Annotated in this window: 19 protein-coding genes; 10 read left to right on the top strand and 9 right to left on the bottom strand. The window is 57.3% G+C overall.

Annotated features, from left to right (window positions below):
• Positions 1-173: 173 nt before the first annotated feature.
• On the bottom strand, positions 174-1,163 hold the full coding sequence (locus tag MUU53_RS09845; protein WP_247260741.1) for an alpha/beta fold hydrolase: 990 nt from the start codon (positions 1,161-1,163) through the stop codon (positions 174-176).
• A gap of 33 nt (positions 1,164-1,196) precedes the next feature.
• Complete coding sequence (locus MUU53_RS09840) at positions 1,197-3,272, bottom strand: transglycosylase SLT domain-containing protein (RefSeq protein ID WP_247260740.1); 2,076 nt, start codon at positions 3,270-3,272, stop codon at positions 1,197-1,199.
• Between the two features lie 228 nt (positions 3,273-3,500).
• Between MUU53_RS09840 and dapA the strand changes: the two genes are divergently transcribed.
• Positions 3,501-4,385: a 4-hydroxy-tetrahydrodipicolinate synthase gene (gene dapA, locus MUU53_RS09835; protein ID WP_247260739.1), complete on the top strand. Its 885-nt coding sequence runs from the start codon at positions 3,501-3,503 to the stop codon at positions 4,383-4,385.
• Between the two features lie 111 nt (positions 4,386-4,496).
• The gene (gene smpB / locus MUU53_RS09830) at positions 4,497-4,973 is read left to right on the top strand and encodes an SsrA-binding protein SmpB (RefSeq protein WP_062552777.1); all 477 of its coding nucleotides are present in this window, start codon (positions 4,497-4,499) and stop codon (positions 4,971-4,973) included.
• Between the two features lie 33 nt (positions 4,974-5,006).
• On the opposite strand, the gene MUU53_RS09825 is transcribed toward smpB, so the two are convergent.
• On the bottom strand, positions 5,007-5,297 hold the full coding sequence (locus tag MUU53_RS09825; RefSeq protein ID WP_247260738.1) for a hypothetical protein: 291 nt from the start codon (positions 5,295-5,297) through the stop codon (positions 5,007-5,009).
• A gap of 262 nt (positions 5,298-5,559) precedes the next feature.
• Positions 5,560-6,138: a LabA-like NYN domain-containing protein gene (locus tag MUU53_RS09820; RefSeq protein WP_247260737.1), complete on the bottom strand. Its 579-nt coding sequence runs from the start codon at positions 6,136-6,138 to the stop codon at positions 5,560-5,562.
• A 289-nt stretch (positions 6,139-6,427) separates the two neighbouring features.
• On the opposite strand from MUU53_RS09820, the gene rpoZ reads away from it, so the two are divergent.
• From rpoZ to era, 7 genes are all read left to right on the top strand, one after another.
• Entirely contained in the window at positions 6,428-6,838 is a 411-nt protein-coding gene (rpoZ, locus tag MUU53_RS09815; RefSeq protein ID WP_247260736.1) for a DNA-directed RNA polymerase subunit omega, read from the top strand.
• A gap of 114 nt (positions 6,839-6,952) precedes the next feature.
• A complete protein-coding gene (locus MUU53_RS09810) occupies positions 6,953-9,193 on the top strand; it encodes a RelA/SpoT family protein (RefSeq protein ID WP_247260735.1) in 2,241 nt (746 codons plus the stop codon).
• Positions 9,194-9,327: 134 nt separating this feature from the next.
• A complete protein-coding gene (locus tag MUU53_RS09805) occupies positions 9,328-9,480 on the top strand; it encodes a DUF3563 family protein (protein WP_082547010.1) in 153 nt (50 codons plus the stop codon).
• A 274-nt stretch (positions 9,481-9,754) separates the two neighbouring features.
• Positions 9,755-10,180, top strand: coding sequence for a holo-ACP synthase (gene acpS / locus MUU53_RS09800; RefSeq protein WP_247260751.1), 426 nt, complete (start codon positions 9,755-9,757; stop codon positions 10,178-10,180).
• Positions 10,181-10,245: 65 nt separating this feature from the next.
• Positions 10,246-10,989 carry a signal peptidase I gene (lepB, locus tag MUU53_RS09795; RefSeq protein WP_062552772.1) on the top strand — a complete coding sequence of 248 codons (744 nt, stop codon included), beginning with the start codon at positions 10,246-10,248 and terminating at the stop codon, positions 10,987-10,989.
• Positions 10,989-11,705 carry a ribonuclease III gene (gene rnc / locus MUU53_RS09790; protein ID WP_156379000.1) on the top strand — a complete coding sequence of 239 codons (717 nt, stop codon included), beginning with the start codon at positions 10,989-10,991 and terminating at the stop codon, positions 11,703-11,705. Before lepB ends, rnc begins: the two co-directional genes overlap by 1 nt.
• Before the next feature lie 9 nt (positions 11,706-11,714).
• Positions 11,715-12,668, top strand: coding sequence for a GTPase Era (gene era, locus MUU53_RS09785; RefSeq protein ID WP_247260734.1), 954 nt, complete (start codon positions 11,715-11,717; stop codon positions 12,666-12,668).
• A gap of 10 nt (positions 12,669-12,678) precedes the next feature.
• Here the strand turns inward: era and MUU53_RS09780 are convergent, their stop codons facing one another.
• On the bottom strand, positions 12,679-13,071 hold the full coding sequence (locus tag MUU53_RS09780) for a hypothetical protein (protein ID WP_062552771.1): 393 nt from the start codon (positions 13,069-13,071) through the stop codon (positions 12,679-12,681).
• Between the two features lie 163 nt (positions 13,072-13,234).
• Between MUU53_RS09780 and recO the strand changes: the two genes are divergently transcribed.
• Positions 13,235-14,002, top strand: coding sequence for a DNA repair protein RecO (gene recO / locus MUU53_RS09775; protein WP_247260750.1), 768 nt, complete (start codon positions 13,235-13,237; stop codon positions 14,000-14,002).
• Here recO and MUU53_RS09770 read toward each other — a convergent pair whose 3' ends face one another.
• The 4 genes from MUU53_RS09770 to MUU53_RS09755 all read right to left on the bottom strand — a co-directional run bounded on the left by MUU53_RS09770 (position 14,003) and on the right by MUU53_RS09755 (position 19,585).
• The gene (locus MUU53_RS09770) at positions 14,003-15,232 is read right to left on the bottom strand and encodes an MFS transporter (RefSeq protein ID WP_247260733.1); all 1,230 of its coding nucleotides are present in this window, start codon (positions 15,230-15,232) and stop codon (positions 14,003-14,005) included. It abuts the gene before it with no gap.
• Between the two features lie 116 nt (positions 15,233-15,348).
• On the bottom strand, positions 15,349-16,194 hold the full coding sequence (locus MUU53_RS09765; RefSeq protein ID WP_247260732.1) for an MOSC domain-containing protein: 846 nt from the start codon (positions 16,192-16,194) through the stop codon (positions 15,349-15,351).
• Positions 16,194-16,853 carry an HD domain-containing protein gene (locus tag MUU53_RS09760; protein ID WP_247260731.1) on the bottom strand — a complete coding sequence of 220 codons (660 nt, stop codon included), beginning with the start codon at positions 16,851-16,853 and terminating at the stop codon, positions 16,194-16,196. The genes MUU53_RS09765 and MUU53_RS09760 overlap by 1 nt, the downstream gene beginning before the upstream one ends.
• A complete protein-coding gene (locus MUU53_RS09755; RefSeq protein ID WP_247260730.1) occupies positions 16,850-19,585 on the bottom strand; it encodes a DUF2339 domain-containing protein in 2,736 nt (911 codons plus the stop codon). The genes MUU53_RS09760 and MUU53_RS09755 overlap by 4 nt, the downstream gene beginning before the upstream one ends.
• Between the last annotated feature and the right edge of the window lie 152 nt (positions 19,586-19,737).

Here is a 19,737-nt window from a genome sequence, read left to right as displayed (position 1 = left end):
TCGCCAACTTCATGGGATTCGTCAAACTCGCAGCCATCGCCATCTGGCTCAAATAGCTAAATCGTCACTACCGCCTAAGCCCGCCGGTACGCACACTACAAAACAAAGACTTAAAGGCGGAAATGCTCTAAAACACTTGGACCTTTGCAGCGGGCTTGTACACTAATCAGTCGCTAGATGCTCCGAAGAAAAGCTAACAGATCATCGCGCACTTGGTGCCTATGCAGAAGCGGTGCGTGACCTTGGCCGACAGCCGTCAGGACATGCAGTCCCGGATGAATTTTTTGCATGGACTCTACGATTTGCTCGGTCAGCAAGGTGGAATGTTCGCCTCGAACAACCATCAGTGGCGTGGCGCGCAGCAGGTCGAATTGCGACCATAGGTGAGGGAGAGGTTGTTCAAGATCAATGGATGCGAACGCAAGCGGGATGGCTGGATCGCAGTCAGGAATAATTTTCCCACCTCGTTCGGTATAGATGGCGTGAGCCATGTCCTGCCAATCGCTCGGCTCAAGAGCAGGGAAGGCGGTTCCATGCACGCGGGCTAGCTGTTCCGCTGCTGAGTCCCAGTCTCTGATCGCGCTGGTGTTTCCTTGGCTGAGATAGCTCTGGATCAATTTTAGTCCTTCCATTCCGAGTTGCGGACCGACATCGTTCAGTACCACGGCTGCAATTCGTTCCGGGGCAAGTTGCGCAAGGATATGAAGAATGAGACCGCCGCGTGATGTGCCTACGAAGTTCGCCTGCGTGATCCCGAGTGCATCCAGAACCAATAGGCAATCCTGTGCTTCAGTGAGGATGGAATAAGTTGCAGGATCTTCAGCTCGATCCGAGGCTCCACGTCCGCGATAATCGATGCAAATGACGGTGCGTGGCTTGATCGGATCGCTGGCGACGATCTCGGCAAAAGCATGGAAATCGCGGCTATTGCGTGTCAGGCCAGCCAGACAGATCAGCGGCAGCGCTTCCGAAGAGGGGTTATGTGGAACGTACACGCGATACGCCAAGCGTATTCCATCTGCTGACATAACGAAATGGAGGTCATTTCTGATTGGCTGCACGCTTTCTCCCTCATGCTTTTGGCCACGGCATCCTGTTCTTCCGTAAGGCAGAATTTCACGGCTGGCGTATATCCGCAAGGCATTCGCTTCGCTAGCAGCCACAACTGCGTCGTAAAGAACAGGTGTTTTGAGTGGCTACGACCGCCGTCCAAACCGAAGATCATCCACGATGTCGGCCTTTTGACCCAGGCGAACCTTATAGACCTGATAGTTTTCCATTACGCGCTGTACGTAGTTGCGTGTTTCAGGAAAAGGTATCCGTTCTATCCAGTCGACAACTTCGTCGATGGTCTTTCCTCGTGGATCCCCATATCGTGCAATCCACTCCGGCACACGACGTGGCCCTGCGTTGTAGGCAATGAAGGTCATGATGTAGGAGCCATCGAAGGCGTCGATCTGCTCGCCCAGATAATGCGCTCCAAGCGTCGCGTTATAGCCCGGATCCGACGTCAGCTTGGCAGCTGTAAAGGGCAAGCCATGCCGACTAGCAACTGCTTTCGCTGTGCCGGGTAGTAGTTGCAGCAGGCCACGCGCGTCGGCGCCAGAAATTGCCGACGGATTAAATGCACTTTCTTGCCGCGCAATGGAGTAGGCGAGCGCCTTGCCCGAACCGTTGATGTTTGCAGATGGCGGTATAACGCCGATCGGGAAGGCCAATGCTGCCACATCCAGCCCGCGATTGAACGCAGACTTGCCGATCTCCAGAGACATGGCGTGATTGTTGTTTCGTTCCGCTCGTGCGGCCAGGATCGCTAGTTCTCCGGGGCTCGTCATTTCATCCGCGAGCGCCTTGTAAAGGGCGTCCGCGCGCTTGGAATGTCCGGCCTGATCGAGTCTGTCGATCGCACGCACCGCTTCCCGTGATTCGAATAGCCGTCGGTCTTGAGCGCTGGGCGTGGGATAGGAAACGTTGAGTGTAGGACGGTTGAGACGAGCCGCCGCAAGCTGGCCGTAAAATGTTGCGGAATAGGCCGCGGCCTTTGAGAAGTAGTCACGAGCGTTACCAGGGCCACCGGCTTCGGCGGAGCGACCAAGCCAGTACCACGCGCGCGAAGCGGAGAGTGGGCGGCTCGAGGCTTTCAGAATTCGTTCAAAATGCAGGGATGCTGTCTTTGCGTCGCGCATGCCGCGAAGCGCGTACCAGCCGGCATGAAATTCGGCATCGACGATATCTGTCGGGTTTTTGGCGCTATGAGCAGCAACGACCTGATAGGCCGACCTGAAATCTCCGGTGTCTGCCAATCCGCGCGCGATGATTCGCCGCTCGTTCCACCATTCGCTGGCATTGACCATGTCTCCACGGTCCTTGGGGGCACGAGCAAGCAATGCGGCCGCCTGCTCATACTTATCCTGACGGCGGAGATATTCGATGCGCACGAAGAGAAACGCGGGATCATCCTGAAGCGAGCGCTCAACGTTGCTCATCAGCGTAGCGGCATTCTTTGCGTTCGTCGCAACGGCAACCCATGCTTTATAGAGTGATGTCGCGCGACCAAGTTCGCTGAAACGCTGTGCCTGTGCCGAACGTCCGCGATACATCAGATAGTCCATCCGCGCTCGATGATCGGACGCTGTCAGCACAGAGCCGAATTCCCGCAGGATCTGATCCTCCACATCCTTATCCAGGGTATAGCCGATCCAGAATGGACGCAGTATCTTGGCCGCTCCCGGTCCATTCCCCTGCGCCGCAAGCGATCTGGCCAGAATCATGGCGCCTTGAGGTGTTTCTGGAAATGTGCTGCCAAACGCCGCAAGCACCTGCGCGGGTGGTGGATTTTCCGCAAAAAGTGATCTTTCCGAATTGGCGCGCAGTCTGGAAAGACCCGGCCAGCCACCTAGTTCTTGTTGTGCTTCAGCAATCTCGGAGGAAGGGACTCCGCGAGCACCGGATGTTGCAATTGCCCAGGTTAGAAGATGGTGATCAAGCGAATCGTGCGTCAGCGCGTCCCGTGCGGCGAGGGCTGAACCGATATCTCGGCTAGAAAGTGCATCGAGACCTTGTTTTAGAAGCGAGAGAGAGTCATCGCCCTCCCTAGGGGCCGCACTGCGTGGGATGGAACCCGTTATCTCTGGAACCGGCACTGCAGCTGGCTGAAATTCCCCGGGGCGTGATACAGGATGCGGAAGCGGACCATCCGGCAGTGGCGCACAAACGACTGCGGATGTCGTTAACAATAGCGTCAGACTTGTTACGCAGAGATAGGTCTTCATTCCGCACTCATGTTCGCACAGTTGCAATCCATTCCGATAGTTAATTACGCTCCATCTTGATTAACAGCCCGTTACTGCAGGGGCCTGACATCGGCAATCTTCTATCACGATCTATTGCAAAACGCACCTTGTCACGCTTGTCGCGGCTCAACTCGCCCTTTATGGTGCGCGCACTTAAACAAGAATAATGCGGCCGAAGAATGAGTACGGTCGCCGAGGAGACTTTGCATGTTCAAGGGGTCCATGCCCGCGCTCATCACGCCATTTACCGATGCGGGCGCAGTGGATGAGGAGGCGTTTGCTGCGCACGTGGAGTGGCAGGTTACGGAAGGCAGCACTGGTCTGGTTCCGGTCGGAACCACGGGTGAATCTCCTACGCTCTCACATGATGAGCACAAGCGCGTCATTGAACTTTGCATCGAAGTCGCTCGCAAGCGTGTGCCCGTCATTGCAGGCGCTGGCTCCAACAATACGCGCGAAGCAATCGAACTGGCCCAGCACGCGGAAGCAGCTGGTGCTGATGGTGTACTTGTTGTTACGCCCTACTACAACAAGCCGACACAAAAGGGCCTGTTTGCTCATTTTTCGGCAGTGGCCGGGGCAGTGTCTCTCCCCATCATAATCTACAATATCCCGCCGCGCTCAGTGATCGACATGACGCCGGAAACGATGGGGGCCCTGGTCAAGGCGCATTCCAATATCGTGGGCGTGAAGGATGCGACGGGCAAGCTGGATCGTGTTTCAGAGCAGCGCATGACATGCGGCAAGCAATTTATCCAGCTTTCCGGTGAAGACGGCACCGCGCTCGGCTTTAACGCGCATGGCGGTGTTGGCTGTATATCGGTCTCTGCCAATGTTGCCCCCCGTCTCTGTGCTGAATTCCAGCAGGCGACACTGGCTGGTGACTATGCCAAGGCATTGGAATATCAGGATCGTTTGATGCCGCTCCATAAGGCTATTTTCATGGAGCCTGGCGTGTGCGGCACCAAGTACGCTTTGTCGCGCACGCGCGGCCTCAATCGGCATGCGCGTTCGCCTTTGATGTCCACGCTTGAACCGGCAACCGAGGCTGCCATCGATGCGGCACTCAAGTATGCAGGTCTCCTGAACTGAGAGGGTCGGCAGCCCCTTGCGTGGCTGCCATCTTTGCTTTTGAAAGGCGACACACTACGTCATTGATATCGTCCGGCTATCAGGCGGATCGTCAGGAACTGGAATAAGCAGATGGCACCCAGAGGCAGCCAGCGCGTCGTCAATAAGATTGTTGCGGAGAACCGCAAGGCGCGCTTCAACTACGAGATCGTCGATACCTATGAGGCCGGTCTGGTTTTGACCGGCACCGAGGTCAAGTCTTTGCGCGATGGGAAAGCCAATATCGCCGAATCCTACGCATCGGACGAGGGTGACGAGATCTGGTTGATCAATTCGCACCTGCCGGAATACCTGCAGGCGAACCGGTTCAATCACGAGCCTCGACGCCGTCGCAAACTGCTGTTGAACAAGCGGGAGATCAGTCGCCTAAGGGCGGGAATCAACCGTGAAGGCATGACACTCGTGCCATTGAAGATCTATTTCAATGAAAAGGGCAGGGCCAAGCTGGAGCTCGCTCTGGCAAAGGGCAAGAAACTGCACGACAAGCGCGAGACTGAGAAGGAGCGCGATTGGAATCGCCAGAAAAGCCGGTTGTTAAAGACAGGCTGATCTGTTGTTACCCGATCAGGCTGGTCGGGTATGTTACCTTCCGCTCATGCCCAGCGTGAAGAGCAAAGCCTTCTGCTTTGCTTCGTACAGGGCCCGCTCCTGTTCATAGGCGCGGAATGCCGGATTGTGGCGCATGCTCTCCCCCTCCAGATCCGCATTGAGATCTCTCAACTGATGAGGGTTGAGATCGATAATGCTATTCGAGACTCTCACCTGGCGTCGAAAAGCCGCTCTCGTCAGCATCGCGATGGTTTCATAAACTGCGCGGCTGGTCTGCGTGATTGCAGAGATAGCGAGAGAATTAGCGCTGCTGATCGTGCGCATGGCGATATCCTTTCAAACGGCACGAAGAGGTGATGCCCGCTCTGCAACATGCAGGCAGGGAATCGGCGAAGGGTGAGAGGTTGATGATGCGCGACTGTTGCCGCAAGCTGTACGCAGACAATGCTGCTGGCGGACCAATTCGTCTAGCGAATGTTTGAGATGGATGCGATCAAGATTTCTGATCGTTGTCCTTTGGGCTGGATCCACAGCCCGTTAAAAAGGCGCCACATGGGCGCCTCAAAGTATCCCGATGTCGAACTTGTTAGATCGTTGGCAGATCGGCGCCTGAATCATGTGGGCGGACCGGACGCTCTGACGGATCGCGACCAATTTCCGTTTTCAGCGAGAGTAGATCGATAAAATGATCGGCCTGTCGACGAAGATCATCAGCGATCATCGGCGGCTGGGTAGCCATGGTCGAAACGACCGAAACCTTGCGACCTTTTCTCTGCAGTGCTTCCACGAGAGTCGTAAAATCGCCGTCGCCCGAGAATAGCACAAGATGATCCACCGTTTCGGATTGTTCCATAGCATCGATGGCCAATTCGATGTCCATATTGCCTTTCACCTTCCGGCGCCCCATGGAGTCGGTGAATTCTTTAGCAGGCTTCGTCACCACTTTGTACCCGTTGTAATCGAGCCAATCGATTAGGGGGCGAATAGAGGAGTATTCCTGATCTTCAATAAGGGCCGTGTAGTAATAAGCCCGAAGAAGATAGCCACGTTTCTGAAATGCTTTCAGCAATTTGCGGTAATCAATATCAAAACCGAGGCTTTTTGAGGCCGCGTATAGGTTTGCGCCATCAATGAAAAGAGCTATTTTTTCGCGGGGGTCAAACATAAATCCTCATCCGTCCCAGAAATGCGCACTGTGACCCTGCCACTATGCCTGTCGTGCGAAGAATTTCACAACAGGATTGTAGAAATGGCTGGTAACATTATGATATTTTCATATAACCAGCCTTTACGGCACGGCTCCAATTAATCCAAGCAACCATAGGTTGAATATACTATAGACTTTGTGGTGGGAAGGGGGTAAATCGCGGCCGCCAGAGGAAAAACTTGAATTAAGTGCTCTTTGCCTGTATCCGGCATCTAAATCCTGAAATACCGACCGCAAAGGACATGCCATGGCCCGCGTCACAGTAGAAGATTGCATCGACAAAGTCGATAACCGTTTTGAGCTTGTGCTTCTGGCGAGCCATCGGGCACGTCAGATTTCGCAAGGTGCTTCCATCACCGTTGACCGTGACAACGATAAGAACCCTGTCGTGGCCCTGCGCGAAATCGCTGACGAGACGCTTTCGCCGGACGATCTGAAGGAAGATCTTATCCACTCCCTGCAGAAGCATGTTGAAGTGGATGAGCCAGAGCCCGATCCGTCCAGCCTTATTGCAGCCAATGCAGGCGCTGCCGGTCAGGACAAAATTCTCGACGAGGACGATCTTCCGGAGACCATCACCTTCGACCAGATGTCGGAAGAAGATTTGCTTGCCGGTATCGAAGGTCTCGTTCCGCCGGAAAAGAGCGACGATTACTGATATTTATCAGTCCGTGCTGTATCTCATGCAGCGCAGCAGATATATTGATGGCCGCGTCGGCGCTTTCGTCGGCGCGCCATTTTTGTTTTAAAGTTCGACAGGATTTTCCACGGCATGATGCGGCAATACGAGCTCGTTGAGCGCGTCCAGAAGTACAAGCCCGATGCAAACGAAGCTCTTCTGAACAAAGCCTATGTCTACGCCATGCAAAAACATGGCCAGCAGAAGCGTGCCAGTGGTGACCCCTATATCTCCCATCCGCTGGAAGTCGCTGCGATCCTGACCGATATGCATTTGGATGAGTCGACCATTGCCGTTGCTCTTCTGCATGATACGATCGAAGACACGACCGCGACGCGTGCCGAAATCGATGAACTCTTCGGCGAGGATATCGGTCGTCTCGTCGAAGGTCTGACCAAGCTCAAGCGTCTTGATCTCGTTTCCAAGAAGGCAAAGCAGGCAGAGAACCTGCGCAAGCTGCTTCTTGCGATTTCCGATGATGTGCGCGTTCTTCTGGTCAAGCTTGCCGATCGGCTGCACAACATGCGTACGCTCGAACACATGCGTGATGACAAGCGGGCGCGCATTTCCGAAGAAACCATGGATATCTATGCACCGCTTGCCGGTCGCATGGGTATGCAGGACATGCGCGACGAGCTTGAGGATCTCTCGTTCCGCTACCTGAACCCCGAAGCATACGAAACCGTCACGAAACGTCTGGCGGAGCTTTCTTCGCGCAATGAAGGTCTGATCTCGAAGATCGAGGAGGAATTGCGCGAACTTCTCGTCGCCAACGGATTGCTGAACCCGTACGTGAAAGGGCGGCAGAAGAAGCCTTACTCCGTCTTCCGCAAGATGCAGTCGAAATCCCTGTCCTTCGAGCAGCTTTCGGATGTCTATGGCTTCCGTATCCTGGTCGACGATATTCCGGCCTGCTACCGTGCGCTTGGCATTGTCCATACCCGCTGGCGTGTCGTTCCCGGTCGTTTCAAGGACTATATCTCAACGCCGAAGCAGAACGACTATCGTTCCATCCACACCACGATCGTCGGCCCGTCGCGGCAGCGTATCGAGCTGCAGATCCGTACCCGGCGCATGCACGAGATCGCGGAATTTGGCATCGCGGCGCACAGCCTGTACAAGGATGGTGAAAACACGGAAGGCGGCGAGCTGCTTTCCAAGGAATCGAACGCCTATTCCTGGCTTCGCCATACGATCGAGGCGCTGGCGGAAGGGGACAATCCGGAAGAATTTCTCGAACATACCAAGCTCGAGCTTTTCCAGGACCAGGTTTTCTGCTTCACGCCGAAAGGCAAGTTGATCGCCCTGCCGCGTGGCGCCACCCCAATCGATTTCGCCTATGCGGTCCATACCAACATCGGCGATACGACGGTCGGTGCGAAGATCAATGGCCGCATCATGCCGCTTGTCACCCGCCTGAATAATGGCGACGAAGTCGAGATCATTCGGTCCGGCGTGCAGGTTCCGCCCGCTGCCTGGGAAGAGATTGTGGTGACCGGCAAGGCACGTGCCGCTATTCGGCGCGCAACCCGCATGGCAATCCGCAAGCAATATGCCGGGCTTGGTTATCGCATTCTGGAGCGCACATTCGAACGCGCCAGCAAACAGTTCTCGCGTGATATCCTGAAGCCAGCTCTTTTCAGACTTGGCCACAAGGATGTGGAAGACGCGATTGCGTCTGTCGGCCGTGGCGAGTTGTCCTCTCTGGATGTCTTCCGGGCCGTGTTCCCTGATTACAAGGATGAGCGGACCACCATCAAGCCCGCTGCTGATCAAGGCTGGTTCAACATGCAGAGCGCATCGGGCATGATGTTCCGCCTGCCGGGTCGTGAGCGCACGGCGCAAGAAGCAAGCGAAGCGGCAGTGCCGAATGGCAACGGTCCTGATCCATTGCCGATCCGCGGTCTCGCCGATCACATCGAGGTGCAGTTCGCGCCGTCCGGTGCAGTGCCTGGAGATCGTATCGTGGGTATCATGGAGGAGGGGAAGGGCCTCACCATCTATCCTATCCAGTCTTCCGCGCTTCAACGCTTCGACGATCAGCCTGAACGCTGGATCGATGTGCGCTGGGATCTCGATGAGGCCAACAAGTCTCGTTTCATGGCCAAGGTTGTCATCAATGCGCTGAACGAGCCCGGTACTCTGGCCACCGTGGCGCAGGCAATTGCCCGCCTCGACATCAATATTCGCATGATGACAATGGGGCGTGTTGCGACCGACTTCTCGGAAATGGCGCTGGAGCTGGAAGTCTGGGATCTGCGTCAGCTCAATCAGCTGCTTTCGCAGTTGAAGGAGCTGGATTGCATCTCCACGGTCAAGCGGCTCTACGATTGATCATTCGTTAATCGTTTGTTGCCTGTCTTCTAATCAAGTCATGCGTTTAACGCATGGCAGCTGAAGCGGACTGGCTCTGGTGTTTTCAATCGGTTCGTCTTATGTTTTGTGCATCGCAACAAGGAGACGAACACATGTTCAAGCCCATGAGACAGCTCGCCCGCGCCCTTCGCGCTCCCACCGTTCAGGAACGTGAAATGGCCTATTTGAACGATGCAAGCGATGCAATCGAACTCGAATACCGCATGCGCCAGGTCGATCGCGGCATGTTCCGCAAGTCCTTCTGATCAGGGCGACCACCAACCTGCTTCGCACCATCATTGTGCGGTGCAAAATATATAACTGAATATCCGATAGGTGCATGGCTCCGCCCAGGAGCGCGCTTTCCGGATCGGTAGCGCGGCGCTCTTGTTTCTTTGGCGCCGCTGGGTGATTGCAGAATGCGCGTCCTTGCGGTATCGCCTTGAGGGCTGGCGTGCGCGGCCTTTGTCGCTTGAGCGCCAGCATGTGGCACAGATCCATCTTGATGGTGGCTTTGTTGGCCAGGGCGAAAGGATCACCATGATCATTGGAATGGGTAGCGACCTGATTGATATCCGAAGGGTCGAAAAATCCATCGAGCGTTTCGGCGAGCGCTTTACCCATCGCTGTTTCACGGAAATTGAACGTCGCAAGTCCGACGGGCGCAAGACACGTGCCGCCTCCTACGCCAAACGCTTCGCTGCCAAGGAAGCTTGCTCCAAGGCCTTAGGCACCGGCATTGCGCAGGGCGTCTTCTGGCGCGACATGGGGGTCGTCAACCTGCCATCAGGCAAACCCACAATGCTTCTGACAGGCGGCGCAGGTGCGCATCTGGCATCGATGATGCCTGCCGGGCACGAAGCTGTGATTCATTTGACCATTACCGATGAATATCCTTACGCTCAGGCCTTTGTGATCATCGAGGCCCGCCCCATTTCTAGTGAAGCCTCCATCCTGTCGCGCTGAGGCATTGCCCGCTCCCCTGGAAGGGGTTAGAGAAGCGCGAAAGCCGATAACGAAAGACGTCAACCGTGTCCGAAAAAGCCGAAAAGTCACAGAGCGCCCTCTGGGAAAACATCAAGGTCATCATCCAGGCGCTTCTGCTGGCGTTGGTTATCCGTACTGTTCTGTTTCAGCCCTTTACAATTCCGTCAGGTTCGATGATGCCGACGCTTCTTGTGGGCGACTACATCTTCGTCAACAAGTTCGCCTACGGCTACTCCAAGTATTCGCTGCCTCTTTCGCCAAACCTGTTTTCTGGGCGCATTCTGGCCAGCGAACCGACACGCGGTGATGTCATCGTTTTCCGTCTGCCGACAGATCCGAACGTGGACTACATCAAGCGCCTGATCGGCCTGCCGGGCGATCGCATCCAGATGATCAACGGTGTCCTGCATTTGAACGGCAAGCCGGTTCCCAAGCAGCCTGATGGAAAATTCACATCGGACTACCGTCTCGACCCAGGCACGGATGTGCCGGTCTTCCGCGAGACGCTGGATAACGGCAAGGCTTACGAAACGCTGGATCAGATTCAGGATGGCCGTGGCGATAACACACGAGAGTTCGTTGTTCCTGCTGGCCACTATTTCTTCATGGGTGACAATCGCGACAATTCTCTCGATAGCCGTTTTGATGTGGGCTACGTTCCTGCGGAAAATCTCGTCGGTCGCGCCAGCATCATCTTCTTCTCGCTGGGCAACGATACGTCCTTTAGCGAAATCTGGAAGTGGCCTGCCAACATGCGCTGGGATCGTCTATTCAAGGTCGTTCAATAATGAAGTCGACGACCCTGTCCGCAGAACAGCGCGTGAAGCTGGAAACGGCGCTCGGGCATACGTTTGCGGATAAGCAGTGGCTGGATCGGGCGCTGACGCATTCAAGCACCGGCGGCGGCAAGGCCTCGAACTACGAGCGGCTTGAGTTCCTGGGCGACCGTGTTCTCGGTCTGTGTGTGGCGGAACTCTTGTTCAGCACCTATTCGACGGCGACGGAAGGCGAACTTTCCGTTCGCCTGAACCAACTGGTCAGCGCCGACAGCTGTGCCAGTGTCTCGGATGATCTCGGTCTTCACCAGTTCATTCGGACCGGTTCCGATGTTAAGAAGCTGACCGGCAAGCGCATGCAGAACGTGCGGGCCGACGTTGTGGAAAGCCTGATTGCGGCCATCTATCTTGACGCCGGACTGGAGGCTGCGCGAAGCTTCATTCTCAAGCATTGGGAAAAGCGGGCGAAAAGCTCGGCCAATGGCCGCCGTGATGCCAAGACGGAATTGCAAGAATGGTCCCACGCGAAGTTTGGCCGTACGCCTCACTACCGCGTCGATGATCGTTCTGGTCCCGACCACGAACCGCAATTCACCGTGACGGTCGAAATCGAGGGTGTAGAGCCCGAAACCGGTATCGAACGCTCCAAGCGGGCCGCGGAGCAGGTTGCAGCAACGAAACTGCTGGAGCGCGAAGGCATCTGGCAAAAGCCTGAACAAGAAGGCTGAAGGGTCAAGATGAGCGAAGAACAGAATATTGCCGACGATGGTGTCGGCACCCCTGCGGCAGATGCGGCAAAAACCCATTCCGGCTTTGTGGCCCTGATCGGCGCGACGAATGCCGGCAAGTCTACGCTGGTCAATCGGCTTGTCGGCGCGAAGGTATCAATCGTCAGCCACAAGGTTCAGACGACGCGCGCTATCGTGCGGGGCATTGCCATCCACAAGAACGCGCAGATCGTCTTCATGGATACTCCCGGTATCTTCAAGCCGCGCAGACGTCTGGATCGCGCAATGGTGACATCCGCCTGGGGCGGCGCCAAGGATGCCGATTTCATCATGCTGCTGATCGATAGCGAGCGCGGCCTTCGGGGCGATGCGGAAGCGATCCTGGAAGGTCTGAAGGACGTCCATCAGCCAAAGATACTGGTTCTGAACAAGATTGACCGTGTGAAGCCGGAGGATCTGCTCAAGCTGGCGCAGACTGCGAACGAAGCGGTCAAGTTCGAGCGGACATTCATGATTTCGGCCACGACGGGTTCCGGCTGCGAAGATCTCATGGATCACCTCGCAGAGGTTCTGCCGGAAGGTCCGTGGTATTATCCGGAAGACCAGATTTCCGATCTGCCCATGCGCCAGCTTGCCGCCGAAATCACGCGCGAAAAACTGTTCCTGCGCCTGCATCAGGAGCTTCCCTATTCCTCGCATGTTGAAACGGAAAAGTGGGAGGAGCGTAAGGATGGATCGGTTCGCATCGAACAGGTGATCTATGTCGAGCGCGACAGCCAGAAGAAAATCGCGCTGGGCAAGGGTGGAGAAGCGATCAAGGCAATCTCCACCGCATCCCGCAAGGAGCTGTCCGAAATCCTCGAGCAGCCCGTTCACCTGTTTCTGTTCGTGAAGGTTCGCGAGAACTGGGGCGATGATCCGGAACGTTTTCGCGAGATGGGGCTGGAGTTCCCGAGGGGCTGAGCCCCTTGCTTTACCGCTTCTGACGGTCCATCAGCGCCTTCACTTCCAGGAAGCGTCGACGATTCTCGTCTTCCTTTTCGCTTGCTGAGTAACAGGTGTTGGAAATACAAAAGCGCTTGAGCCCGAACGGGGCTTGAGCCTTGTCGAACTCGCAATTGATCTCGTTGGTATAGTCCGTCGGCTCCGGGTTGGCCCGTGTTGAGTAAGTGAGGCGTGCACCCGGCGGGTCAAGCTCCGGGAAGGATTGCACGACGCCGGTCTTCAGCGTCGGGACCAGCATGAAGCTCTTGGCCACGGCGACGCAGGCCTGCTCCAGTTCGGCGGATTGCGCGCGGGCCATTTGCGGCGCAATGGAGATCAATGCGGGAAGGGTGATAAGGACGGCGAGCGACGCGTTGCGCATGGTTTCTCCGGAATTTTTACTCTCGGCGCAGCAACCGATCAGCCCCCTGTTTGGTTCCCGCATCCAGGCATCGGATGCTATATTTTGTTCCAGCACGTCTTCGCGATTGCGCGTAGACCCGATGTCAGGTGAAACTGCGTTCCAGAAGGAAGACACGGACACTATGCAGTGGCAGGATGAAGGCATTGTGATCGGTGTTCGCCGTCACGGCGAAACGAGCGTCGTTGCGGAGCTGATGACAAAGACGCGCGGTCGCCACATGGGCCTCGTTCGCGGTGGACGTTCCCGCACCATGCAGCCGGTGCTTCAGCCGGGAAACCGTGTGGATGCGGTCTGGCGCGCCAGATTGGACGAGCATCTGGGCGATTACAAACTTGAGCCGATCCACCTGCGAGCGGCGCGTCTCATGGAAAGCGCAACCGCTGTCTACGGGGTTCAGGCCATGGGGGCACTGCTTCGCCTGCTGCCGGAGCGCGATCCGCATCCGCATCTGTTCGATGCTCTGGATGCCATTCTCGATCATATGGAAGATCCCGCCGGAGCCGGGGAACTCTATGTTCGCTTCGAACTCGCTGTCCTGAACGATCTCGGCTTCGGGCTCGATCTGGGCGAATGCGCGGCCACGGGTTCGCGGGAGGAGCTGGTCTATGTATCTCCGAAAAGCGGGCGCGCGGTCAGTCGCGATGCAGGTGCGCCCTATGCGGACAGAATGCTGCCGCTCCCCGGTTTTCTTTCACCGGAGCCCTCCGAACCGGCGGGCGTGCGCGAACTGGCGGATGCCTTCCGCCTCAGTGGCTTCTTTCTACACCGACATGTCTACGAGCCGAGAGGCCTGCAGCAAAACGCCGCCCGGGACGGTTTCGTCCAGGCGGCGCTGAAAGCACTGGAGCGCAAGAACAAGCCAAGCGAGCTGGTTCCGCCGGACGGTTGATCAGGCTGGGTTCGCGGTCGCAAGCCGTTCGACCGGACGTTCGCGGATCGGCCAGTGCACGATTGCCGCAAAGATACCGAGGCCGACGCCCAACCACCATACGGGATCGTACGAACCGAAGTGATCGTAGAGATATCCGCCCATCCACACGCCGAGGAAGGAGCCGATCTGGTGCGACAGGAATACCATGCCGCCCAGGAGGCCAAGATGCCGCGTGCCGAACATGATGGCCACGAGACCGTTTGTCGGCGGAACCGTGGATAGCCACAGCAGGCCCATGACGGTGGCGAAGACGATGACCGAAAGGGGAGTCTGCGGCAGAAGCAGGAAGGCCGTCACGGCAATTGACCGGCCGATATAGATATAGGCCAGGAAATAGGGTTTCGAATATCGCTGACCGATCCAGCCCGCGCCCAGCGAGCCGATGATGTTGAAAAAGCCGATGAGGGCCATGGCGATGACGGCGTATTTCGCATCAATGCCAATATCGCCGAGATAGGCCGGGAAGTGCGCTGTGATGAACGCCACCTGGAAACCGCAGACAAAAAAGCCGCTGACCAGCAGCAGATAGCTCTGGTGCGCGAACGCCTCCCGCAGCGCTTGCCCGACACTCTGTTGAACGCTGGATGCGCTCTGCGTACCGGAATTTGCATTCCCCTTCAGCGGGAAGGCGAGGAGCGGAATGATGAGCATCAGCCCGCCCATGATGACCAGGCTGTCCGACCATCCATAGAGGTTGATCAGCGTCTGGCTGAGCGGCGCGAAGAGGAACATGCCTGCGGACCCGGCCGCTGTGCCGATACCGAAAGCCATGGAGCGCTGCTGCGGTGTGACATTGCGCGCAAAGGCCGAAAGAATCACGCTGAACGAACCGGCACCGACCGCAAGACCAACCAGCATACCGCCGCCCACATGCAGCCAGACAGGCGCCGTTCCATGCGCCATGAGCAACAGGCCTGCAGCGTAGAGAACGCCGGAGGCGACGAGAACGCGCGCCGTGCCGAAGCGGTCGGCGATTGCTCCGAAGAATGGCTGGCTCAGACCCCAGAACAGGTTTTGCAGCGCCATGGCAAGGCCGAAGGTGCTGCGATCCCAACCGGTTTCCGAAAGCATCGGCAATTGGAAAAAGCCCATGGCCGAGCGAGGACCAAACACGAGCATTACGATGAGGGAGCCGCTGGCAATGATAAGCCAGGGCATTTGTGAGGCGGGGGCACTTGGCTTGGTCATGTCGGTATCATCCCATTTTTCAGGAGAATAACCGCGTCATGCTCAAAACCAAGTGAGTTTTCTTTATTGCTTACATTCAACTCTGTGATGAATGCGAAGCCGCATGTGAGGTTCGCTTATCGCTTCTTGATCGCCCACGGCTCTTTTGCGCCGACAGACTGCGCGTCATCACCCACCTTGATGGTGCCATGACCCACAGGCACGGCATTCCAGCCGAAAAGCGGACCGGGGACGCTTCGATCCGCAGACATGCGCATTCGGCCCATGGCAGGCATCGGGGACGCAATGTCTCGGGATCCGGTTGCCTGATCCTGAGTCGTCATGATGCAGCGTGCGCAGGGTTTGACGAGCCTGAAGAGAATGTCGCCGATCTTGACCGCTTCCCAGCCGTCTTCGGCCCAGGCCACGTCGTGCTCCAGCACGATATTGGCGCGGAAGCGCTCCATTCCGACGGTCGTTTCACCATGGGTCGCCATGTTTTCATTCAGCGCGTTGAGCGAGGCCGTGTTGGTGATCAGCACCTGATAGCCGTCACCGAAGGCCACCGGCGTTTCCTCACCCACCCAGTTCACGCTGGCCGTCCGGCGCGATACTTCGTCGAAATGGACGAGCTGCAACGGGCGCTCCATCCATCGCGATATGGTCTGGTTGATCTCTTCGTCGGCAACCGCCGCATTCACCGTCGAGTCCCAGATGATGACGTCTTGTCTGCGGCGATCTGGAGTGGCTGGCGCCAGCAACGGCTCATCGCTGCCCATCCGCAGCGTAAGGCCATTGTCGTCTGCATAGGCGGATATCTGCGCCAGCTGCGGCAGGTCACGCTGAGTCACAAACTTTCCGCTCGGTTCGGTCACCATCCAGCGGCGGTCACCGGCCAGCCCGAAGGCATCCACCTGCGTCTCGTTGAGACTGATGCCACGGGCGCTTTTCAGCGGAAAAATATTCAGGGCGGAAACACGCATCAGCCGTTCTCGATCTCGTCCAGAAGTGTATCGTAAACCAGCTTTAGTCGCGCATGCCGCGCTTGCGCAAGGGCCTGCCCCGTTTGCGTTTGAAAGCCCTCTGCCAGTTTGAACAGCTTTTCAGGGAAGTGGTCCAGCGCGAATCTGTTGCCGTTGATGTGGCGATCCGAAGCCCGCGGATCACCAGCATCATAGAGACTGCTGCCCATGCGGCCGGAGATATAGAAGCAGCGGGCGGCTCCTATCATGCCAATTGCATCCAGCCTGTCGGCATCCTGAAGGATTTTGGCCTCAATGGTCTTCGGTTGAATGCCTGCGGAAAAGCTATGCGCTTCAATGGCATGGGCGACCTTTTCGATTCTGTCTGTGAAGCCGCCGAGTTCGGTGAGCAGAGAGGTTGCTTTCAGAGCCGCCAGCCGCGACGCCTTGCTGCGGTCCGGCGAGTTCTTTTCCACACTCACACAATCATGCAGAAGAACCGCAGCAGCAATGACGTCGGCATCGCCGCCCTCCTTGCCATGAATGCGCATGCCGTTCTTGAACACTCGGGCAAGATGCGCCGTATCATGCGCGCCATCGTCTGCATCGAACGCATGCGGAAGAAGCGCCGCCGCCAGATCCTGGAACGGCGCGAAAAGATCAGTCACTTTGTCCATCATGCCGCCGGCTCTTCCGGCGCTGGTGCCGTGCGGGCCAGCACCTTTTGGTAGAACAGCCCGATGCCGATCAGAACACCGCCGAGGCCAATGAAGGAGAGGGCGCGAAGAATGCCTTCCAGGTTGGACATATCGATGAGGAAGGCCTTGCAGACTGCGATCAGAACCAGCGCCGCCGAGGCAAGGCGAAGGCTGCGCGCATTGAAGCGCGAGCCCAGCACCAGAAGGCCCACCCCGATCGCCAGCCACACAACGGAATAGGTATAGGTCTCCGCTGATAGGAAACCCTTCCATTCCGCAATATACGGCCCTTGCCAGAACCAGCGGACACTCAGCGTTGCCCAGGCGAAAACGAGAACCGCCGCGGCGATCGCCAGCATAACGACATAAGGGCGCGGACGCTTGTCACGTGCGTAATAGGCGAGCCCCGCATAGGCGAGCGCAGGCAGCAGATAGCCCGGCAGCAGTAGGTTCACCAAAGGCCAGGTGCCGAGATTTTCATCCGTGAAGAAAGGATTGAGCGCACCGAGATGCAGGAAGAGCGCATTCAGCGTTGCAAGTACGCCTGCGAGGATAGAACCGTAGCGCAAAGCGCCGGATGGGTTGCCAAAATCCAGCGTCATCAAGATGCCCGACAAACCGATCAGCAGAAGCGTATAGATCGACTGTTCGCCAAGGGTCGGTACGGCATCGTTCAGAACGCCACCGTTCATGGCATGGCGAACCAGAATGGCAATTGCGATCAGCCCCATGAGCGCCGCCAGACCCTGCAGTGCGTTCAAGGCGCGCCGACCTTCCCAGCGCCGTAGATGCCATGCGGAAAAGGTCAGTAGCGCGGCCGGAACGCCGTATCCTGCCAGCAACTGGTTGAAGACCGGCGTCGTCGAAAGATTTTGCGCCCCGACAATCGTCGGCTCCCATCCGATCCGGACCAGCGTCACGAAGGCGGCGGCGATCATCGCCCAGGGCAGCCCGCGCCAGCGGTAACGAGACGTTGCAAGAACATAGGCTGCTGCGAGGATCGGAACCCCGATCGTCGTGGCGAGCCCCTTGGTCAGGCAATGCAGCGCAAGGGTGAGTGCGCCGAACGAGCCGAGCAGTAACAAGTCGCGGGACATATGCGCAAACGCCGCGTCGCTCTCTGATGTCGAGATGCGCATTGCCGTCGCGAGAAGTGCCGCTGCCGTCAGCAGCATCGCAATGGCGTGCCACCAGTCACCATTCAGCGCTCCGTAGTTGATAAACGTGATGGAGGCGATGCCGAGCGGAATAATCGACGCAAGAAGCGCCCACAACACACTGAATTCCGGATCGATCCGGTTATTGCGGCGAATGAACAGGCAGCCGCAAAGGGTGAATATGCCCCCGAGAATGAGCCCGCACAGAGCTTCAGGTGCAATGCTGCGCAGCCAGCCATCGACGGAGGCCTGCGGGAATGTCGACGTCAGAACGCGTGAGGCGTCGAGCAGGGCGAAGAGTGAAATCCCCCAGATTGCCGTCAATCCGGCGAATATGGCCGGGATCGTCGCGGACCGGCGCCCGGCGCCGAGACCGGCAAGGCAACCTGTCACGGCCACGAATATCAGGACCGGATCTGCGATAGCCGGAAGATCTGCCGCGACCATGGTCAGGATCGAGAGCATTATGGCCAGTGAGATCGAGATCATGATGGCCTTTGGCGAACGCGCAAGCAGTCTGCGGGTGTAGCGCCACAGACCGCGTTCGGCTGCCGGTTCCCGGATGTCTGCCTCAAACCGGCGACCTGGCCAGAAGAAGGCAGTTCCTGCGATCATGACGATCAAGGCGATGCCTGAGGCTGGCGGCGGCGGCAGAGCGCTGGGCTCCAGAACATAGGCGCTACCCCAGCTGAACATTATCCAGCACATCATCAGGAGGTTGGCGAATACGGGCAGAAGGCGCCACTCGCGAATCCGGGCAGCCAGCGTCGCGGCGCACCAAACCGTGGTGAGATAGCCAAAGAGAACGTAGAAACTTGGATCGTCGCTGGAAACAAGAAGCGGCGAAACCAGGCCGGCCACCAGTCCGAGCCCGGCAAGCGCCTGCCCATGCAGCAGGGAAAGTGCCAGCGTGGCAAAGGAAACAAGTGCGAGGAGCACAAAGGCCGTTGTCAGCCCGAGGAAGCCATAGAAGGCATGCGCGGTAAACACGGTCGCCAGCAGGGTCACGCTTGCAGCAGCGGTCAAGATGCCCGGAATCATGGCGTTGTTGTAAGCCTGTGGAAGTCTGGGCAGCGATCCCCTGCGCAACACTTCACCGCCCGCCGCCAGCAACAGCCCGAATATCGTCGCGAGCGTCAGCCGCGCTGCAGGTCCCAGAAGACCCGCTTCGATGGAATAGCGAACAAGAAACACGCCGCCAAGGGCGAGTGCCAGGCCGCCCACCCAGACCGTCCACTGCGCGCCAAGCCTGCTTTCGAAACTTTCGCGCGGCTTCGCATTGGCCGCAACCGGAATGAGTTCCGGCGTCGCGGTTTCTGTCTCTGACAGTGCCGGTTCGTCGGCCTGCGTGTTCGCAGTCGTTTCAAGTTCGGGCGGGGCGTCGGTCGGTCTGTCATTGACCACCGGAACGGTGTCAGTGCTCTCTGCGCTGCTACCCTCCTGCAGTCTCAGCGTTAGTGTCTTCACCTCCGCTTCCAACTGGTTGACCCGATTGGACAGGCGTCGCTGGCCGATCAATAGGACCAAAACTCCAACAAGAACCAGTAATTCGTACATAGGTGCTCCGCGTTCCCAGCTCGGACCCCGTTATATCGTCTGCGCCTGCAGAAAGGAAAGGCTGAACGAGAACGGCATAGGGATGCCAAAACAGCAAGCAGGTCGTGCATAAGCAAAAGCCAATATGATTAAAATATAATCATAAAATTTAA

This window comes from Affinirhizobium lemnae, assembly GCF_022968395.1.
Classification (GTDB): Bacteria; Pseudomonadota; Alphaproteobacteria; order Rhizobiales; family Rhizobiaceae; genus Neorhizobium; species Neorhizobium lemnae.
This window is presented reverse-complemented; position numbering and strand designations above follow the sequence as displayed.

Excerpts from the sequence above, each read along its gene's own strand:
- smpB (WP_062552777.1), top strand. The coding sequence starts at position 4,497 with ATGGCACCCAGAGGCAGCCAGCGCGTCGTCAATAAGATTGTTGCGGAG.
- MUU53_RS09755 (WP_247260730.1), bottom strand. The coding sequence starts at position 19,585 with ATGTACGAATTACTGGTTCTTGTTGGAGTTTTGGTCCTATTGATCGGC.
- MUU53_RS09810 (WP_247260735.1), top strand. The coding sequence starts at position 6,953 with ATGATGCGGCAATACGAGCTCGTTGAGCGCGTCCAGAAGTACAAGCCC.
- MUU53_RS09840 (WP_247260740.1), bottom strand. The coding sequence starts at position 3,272 with ATGAAGACCTATCTCTGCGTAACAAGTCTGACGCTATTGTTAACGACA.
- MUU53_RS09765 (WP_247260732.1), bottom strand. The coding sequence starts at position 16,194 with ATGCGTGTTTCCGCCCTGAATATTTTTCCGCTGAAAAGCGCCCGTGGC.
- MUU53_RS09760 (WP_247260731.1), bottom strand. The coding sequence starts at position 16,853 with ATGATGGACAAAGTGACTGATCTTTTCGCGCCGTTCCAGGATCTGGCG.
- MUU53_RS09770 (WP_247260733.1), bottom strand. The coding sequence starts at position 15,232 with ATGACCAAGCCAAGTGCCCCCGCCTCACAAATGCCCTGGCTTATCATT.
- MUU53_RS09820 (WP_247260737.1), bottom strand. The coding sequence starts at position 6,138 with ATGTTTGACCCCCGCGAAAAAATAGCTCTTTTCATTGATGGCGCAAAC.
- dapA (WP_247260739.1), top strand. The coding sequence starts at position 3,501 with ATGTTCAAGGGGTCCATGCCCGCGCTCATCACGCCATTTACCGATGCG.
- MUU53_RS09780 (WP_062552771.1), bottom strand. The coding sequence starts at position 13,071 with ATGCGCAACGCGTCGCTCGCCGTCCTTATCACCCTTCCCGCATTGATC.
- recO (WP_247260750.1), top strand. The coding sequence starts at position 13,235 with ATGCAGTGGCAGGATGAAGGCATTGTGATCGGTGTTCGCCGTCACGGC.
- acpS (WP_247260751.1), top strand. The coding sequence starts at position 9,755 with ATGATCATTGGAATGGGTAGCGACCTGATTGATATCCGAAGGGTCGAA.
- era (WP_247260734.1), top strand. The coding sequence starts at position 11,715 with ATGAGCGAAGAACAGAATATTGCCGACGATGGTGTCGGCACCCCTGCG.
- MUU53_RS09805 (WP_082547010.1), top strand. The coding sequence starts at position 9,328 with ATGTTCAAGCCCATGAGACAGCTCGCCCGCGCCCTTCGCGCTCCCACC.
- rpoZ (WP_247260736.1), top strand. The coding sequence starts at position 6,428 with ATGGCCCGCGTCACAGTAGAAGATTGCATCGACAAAGTCGATAACCGT.
- rnc (WP_156379000.1), top strand. The coding sequence starts at position 10,989 with ATGAAGTCGACGACCCTGTCCGCAGAACAGCGCGTGAAGCTGGAAACG.
- MUU53_RS09825 (WP_247260738.1), bottom strand. The coding sequence starts at position 5,297 with ATGCGCACGATCAGCAGCGCTAATTCTCTCGCTATCTCTGCAATCACG.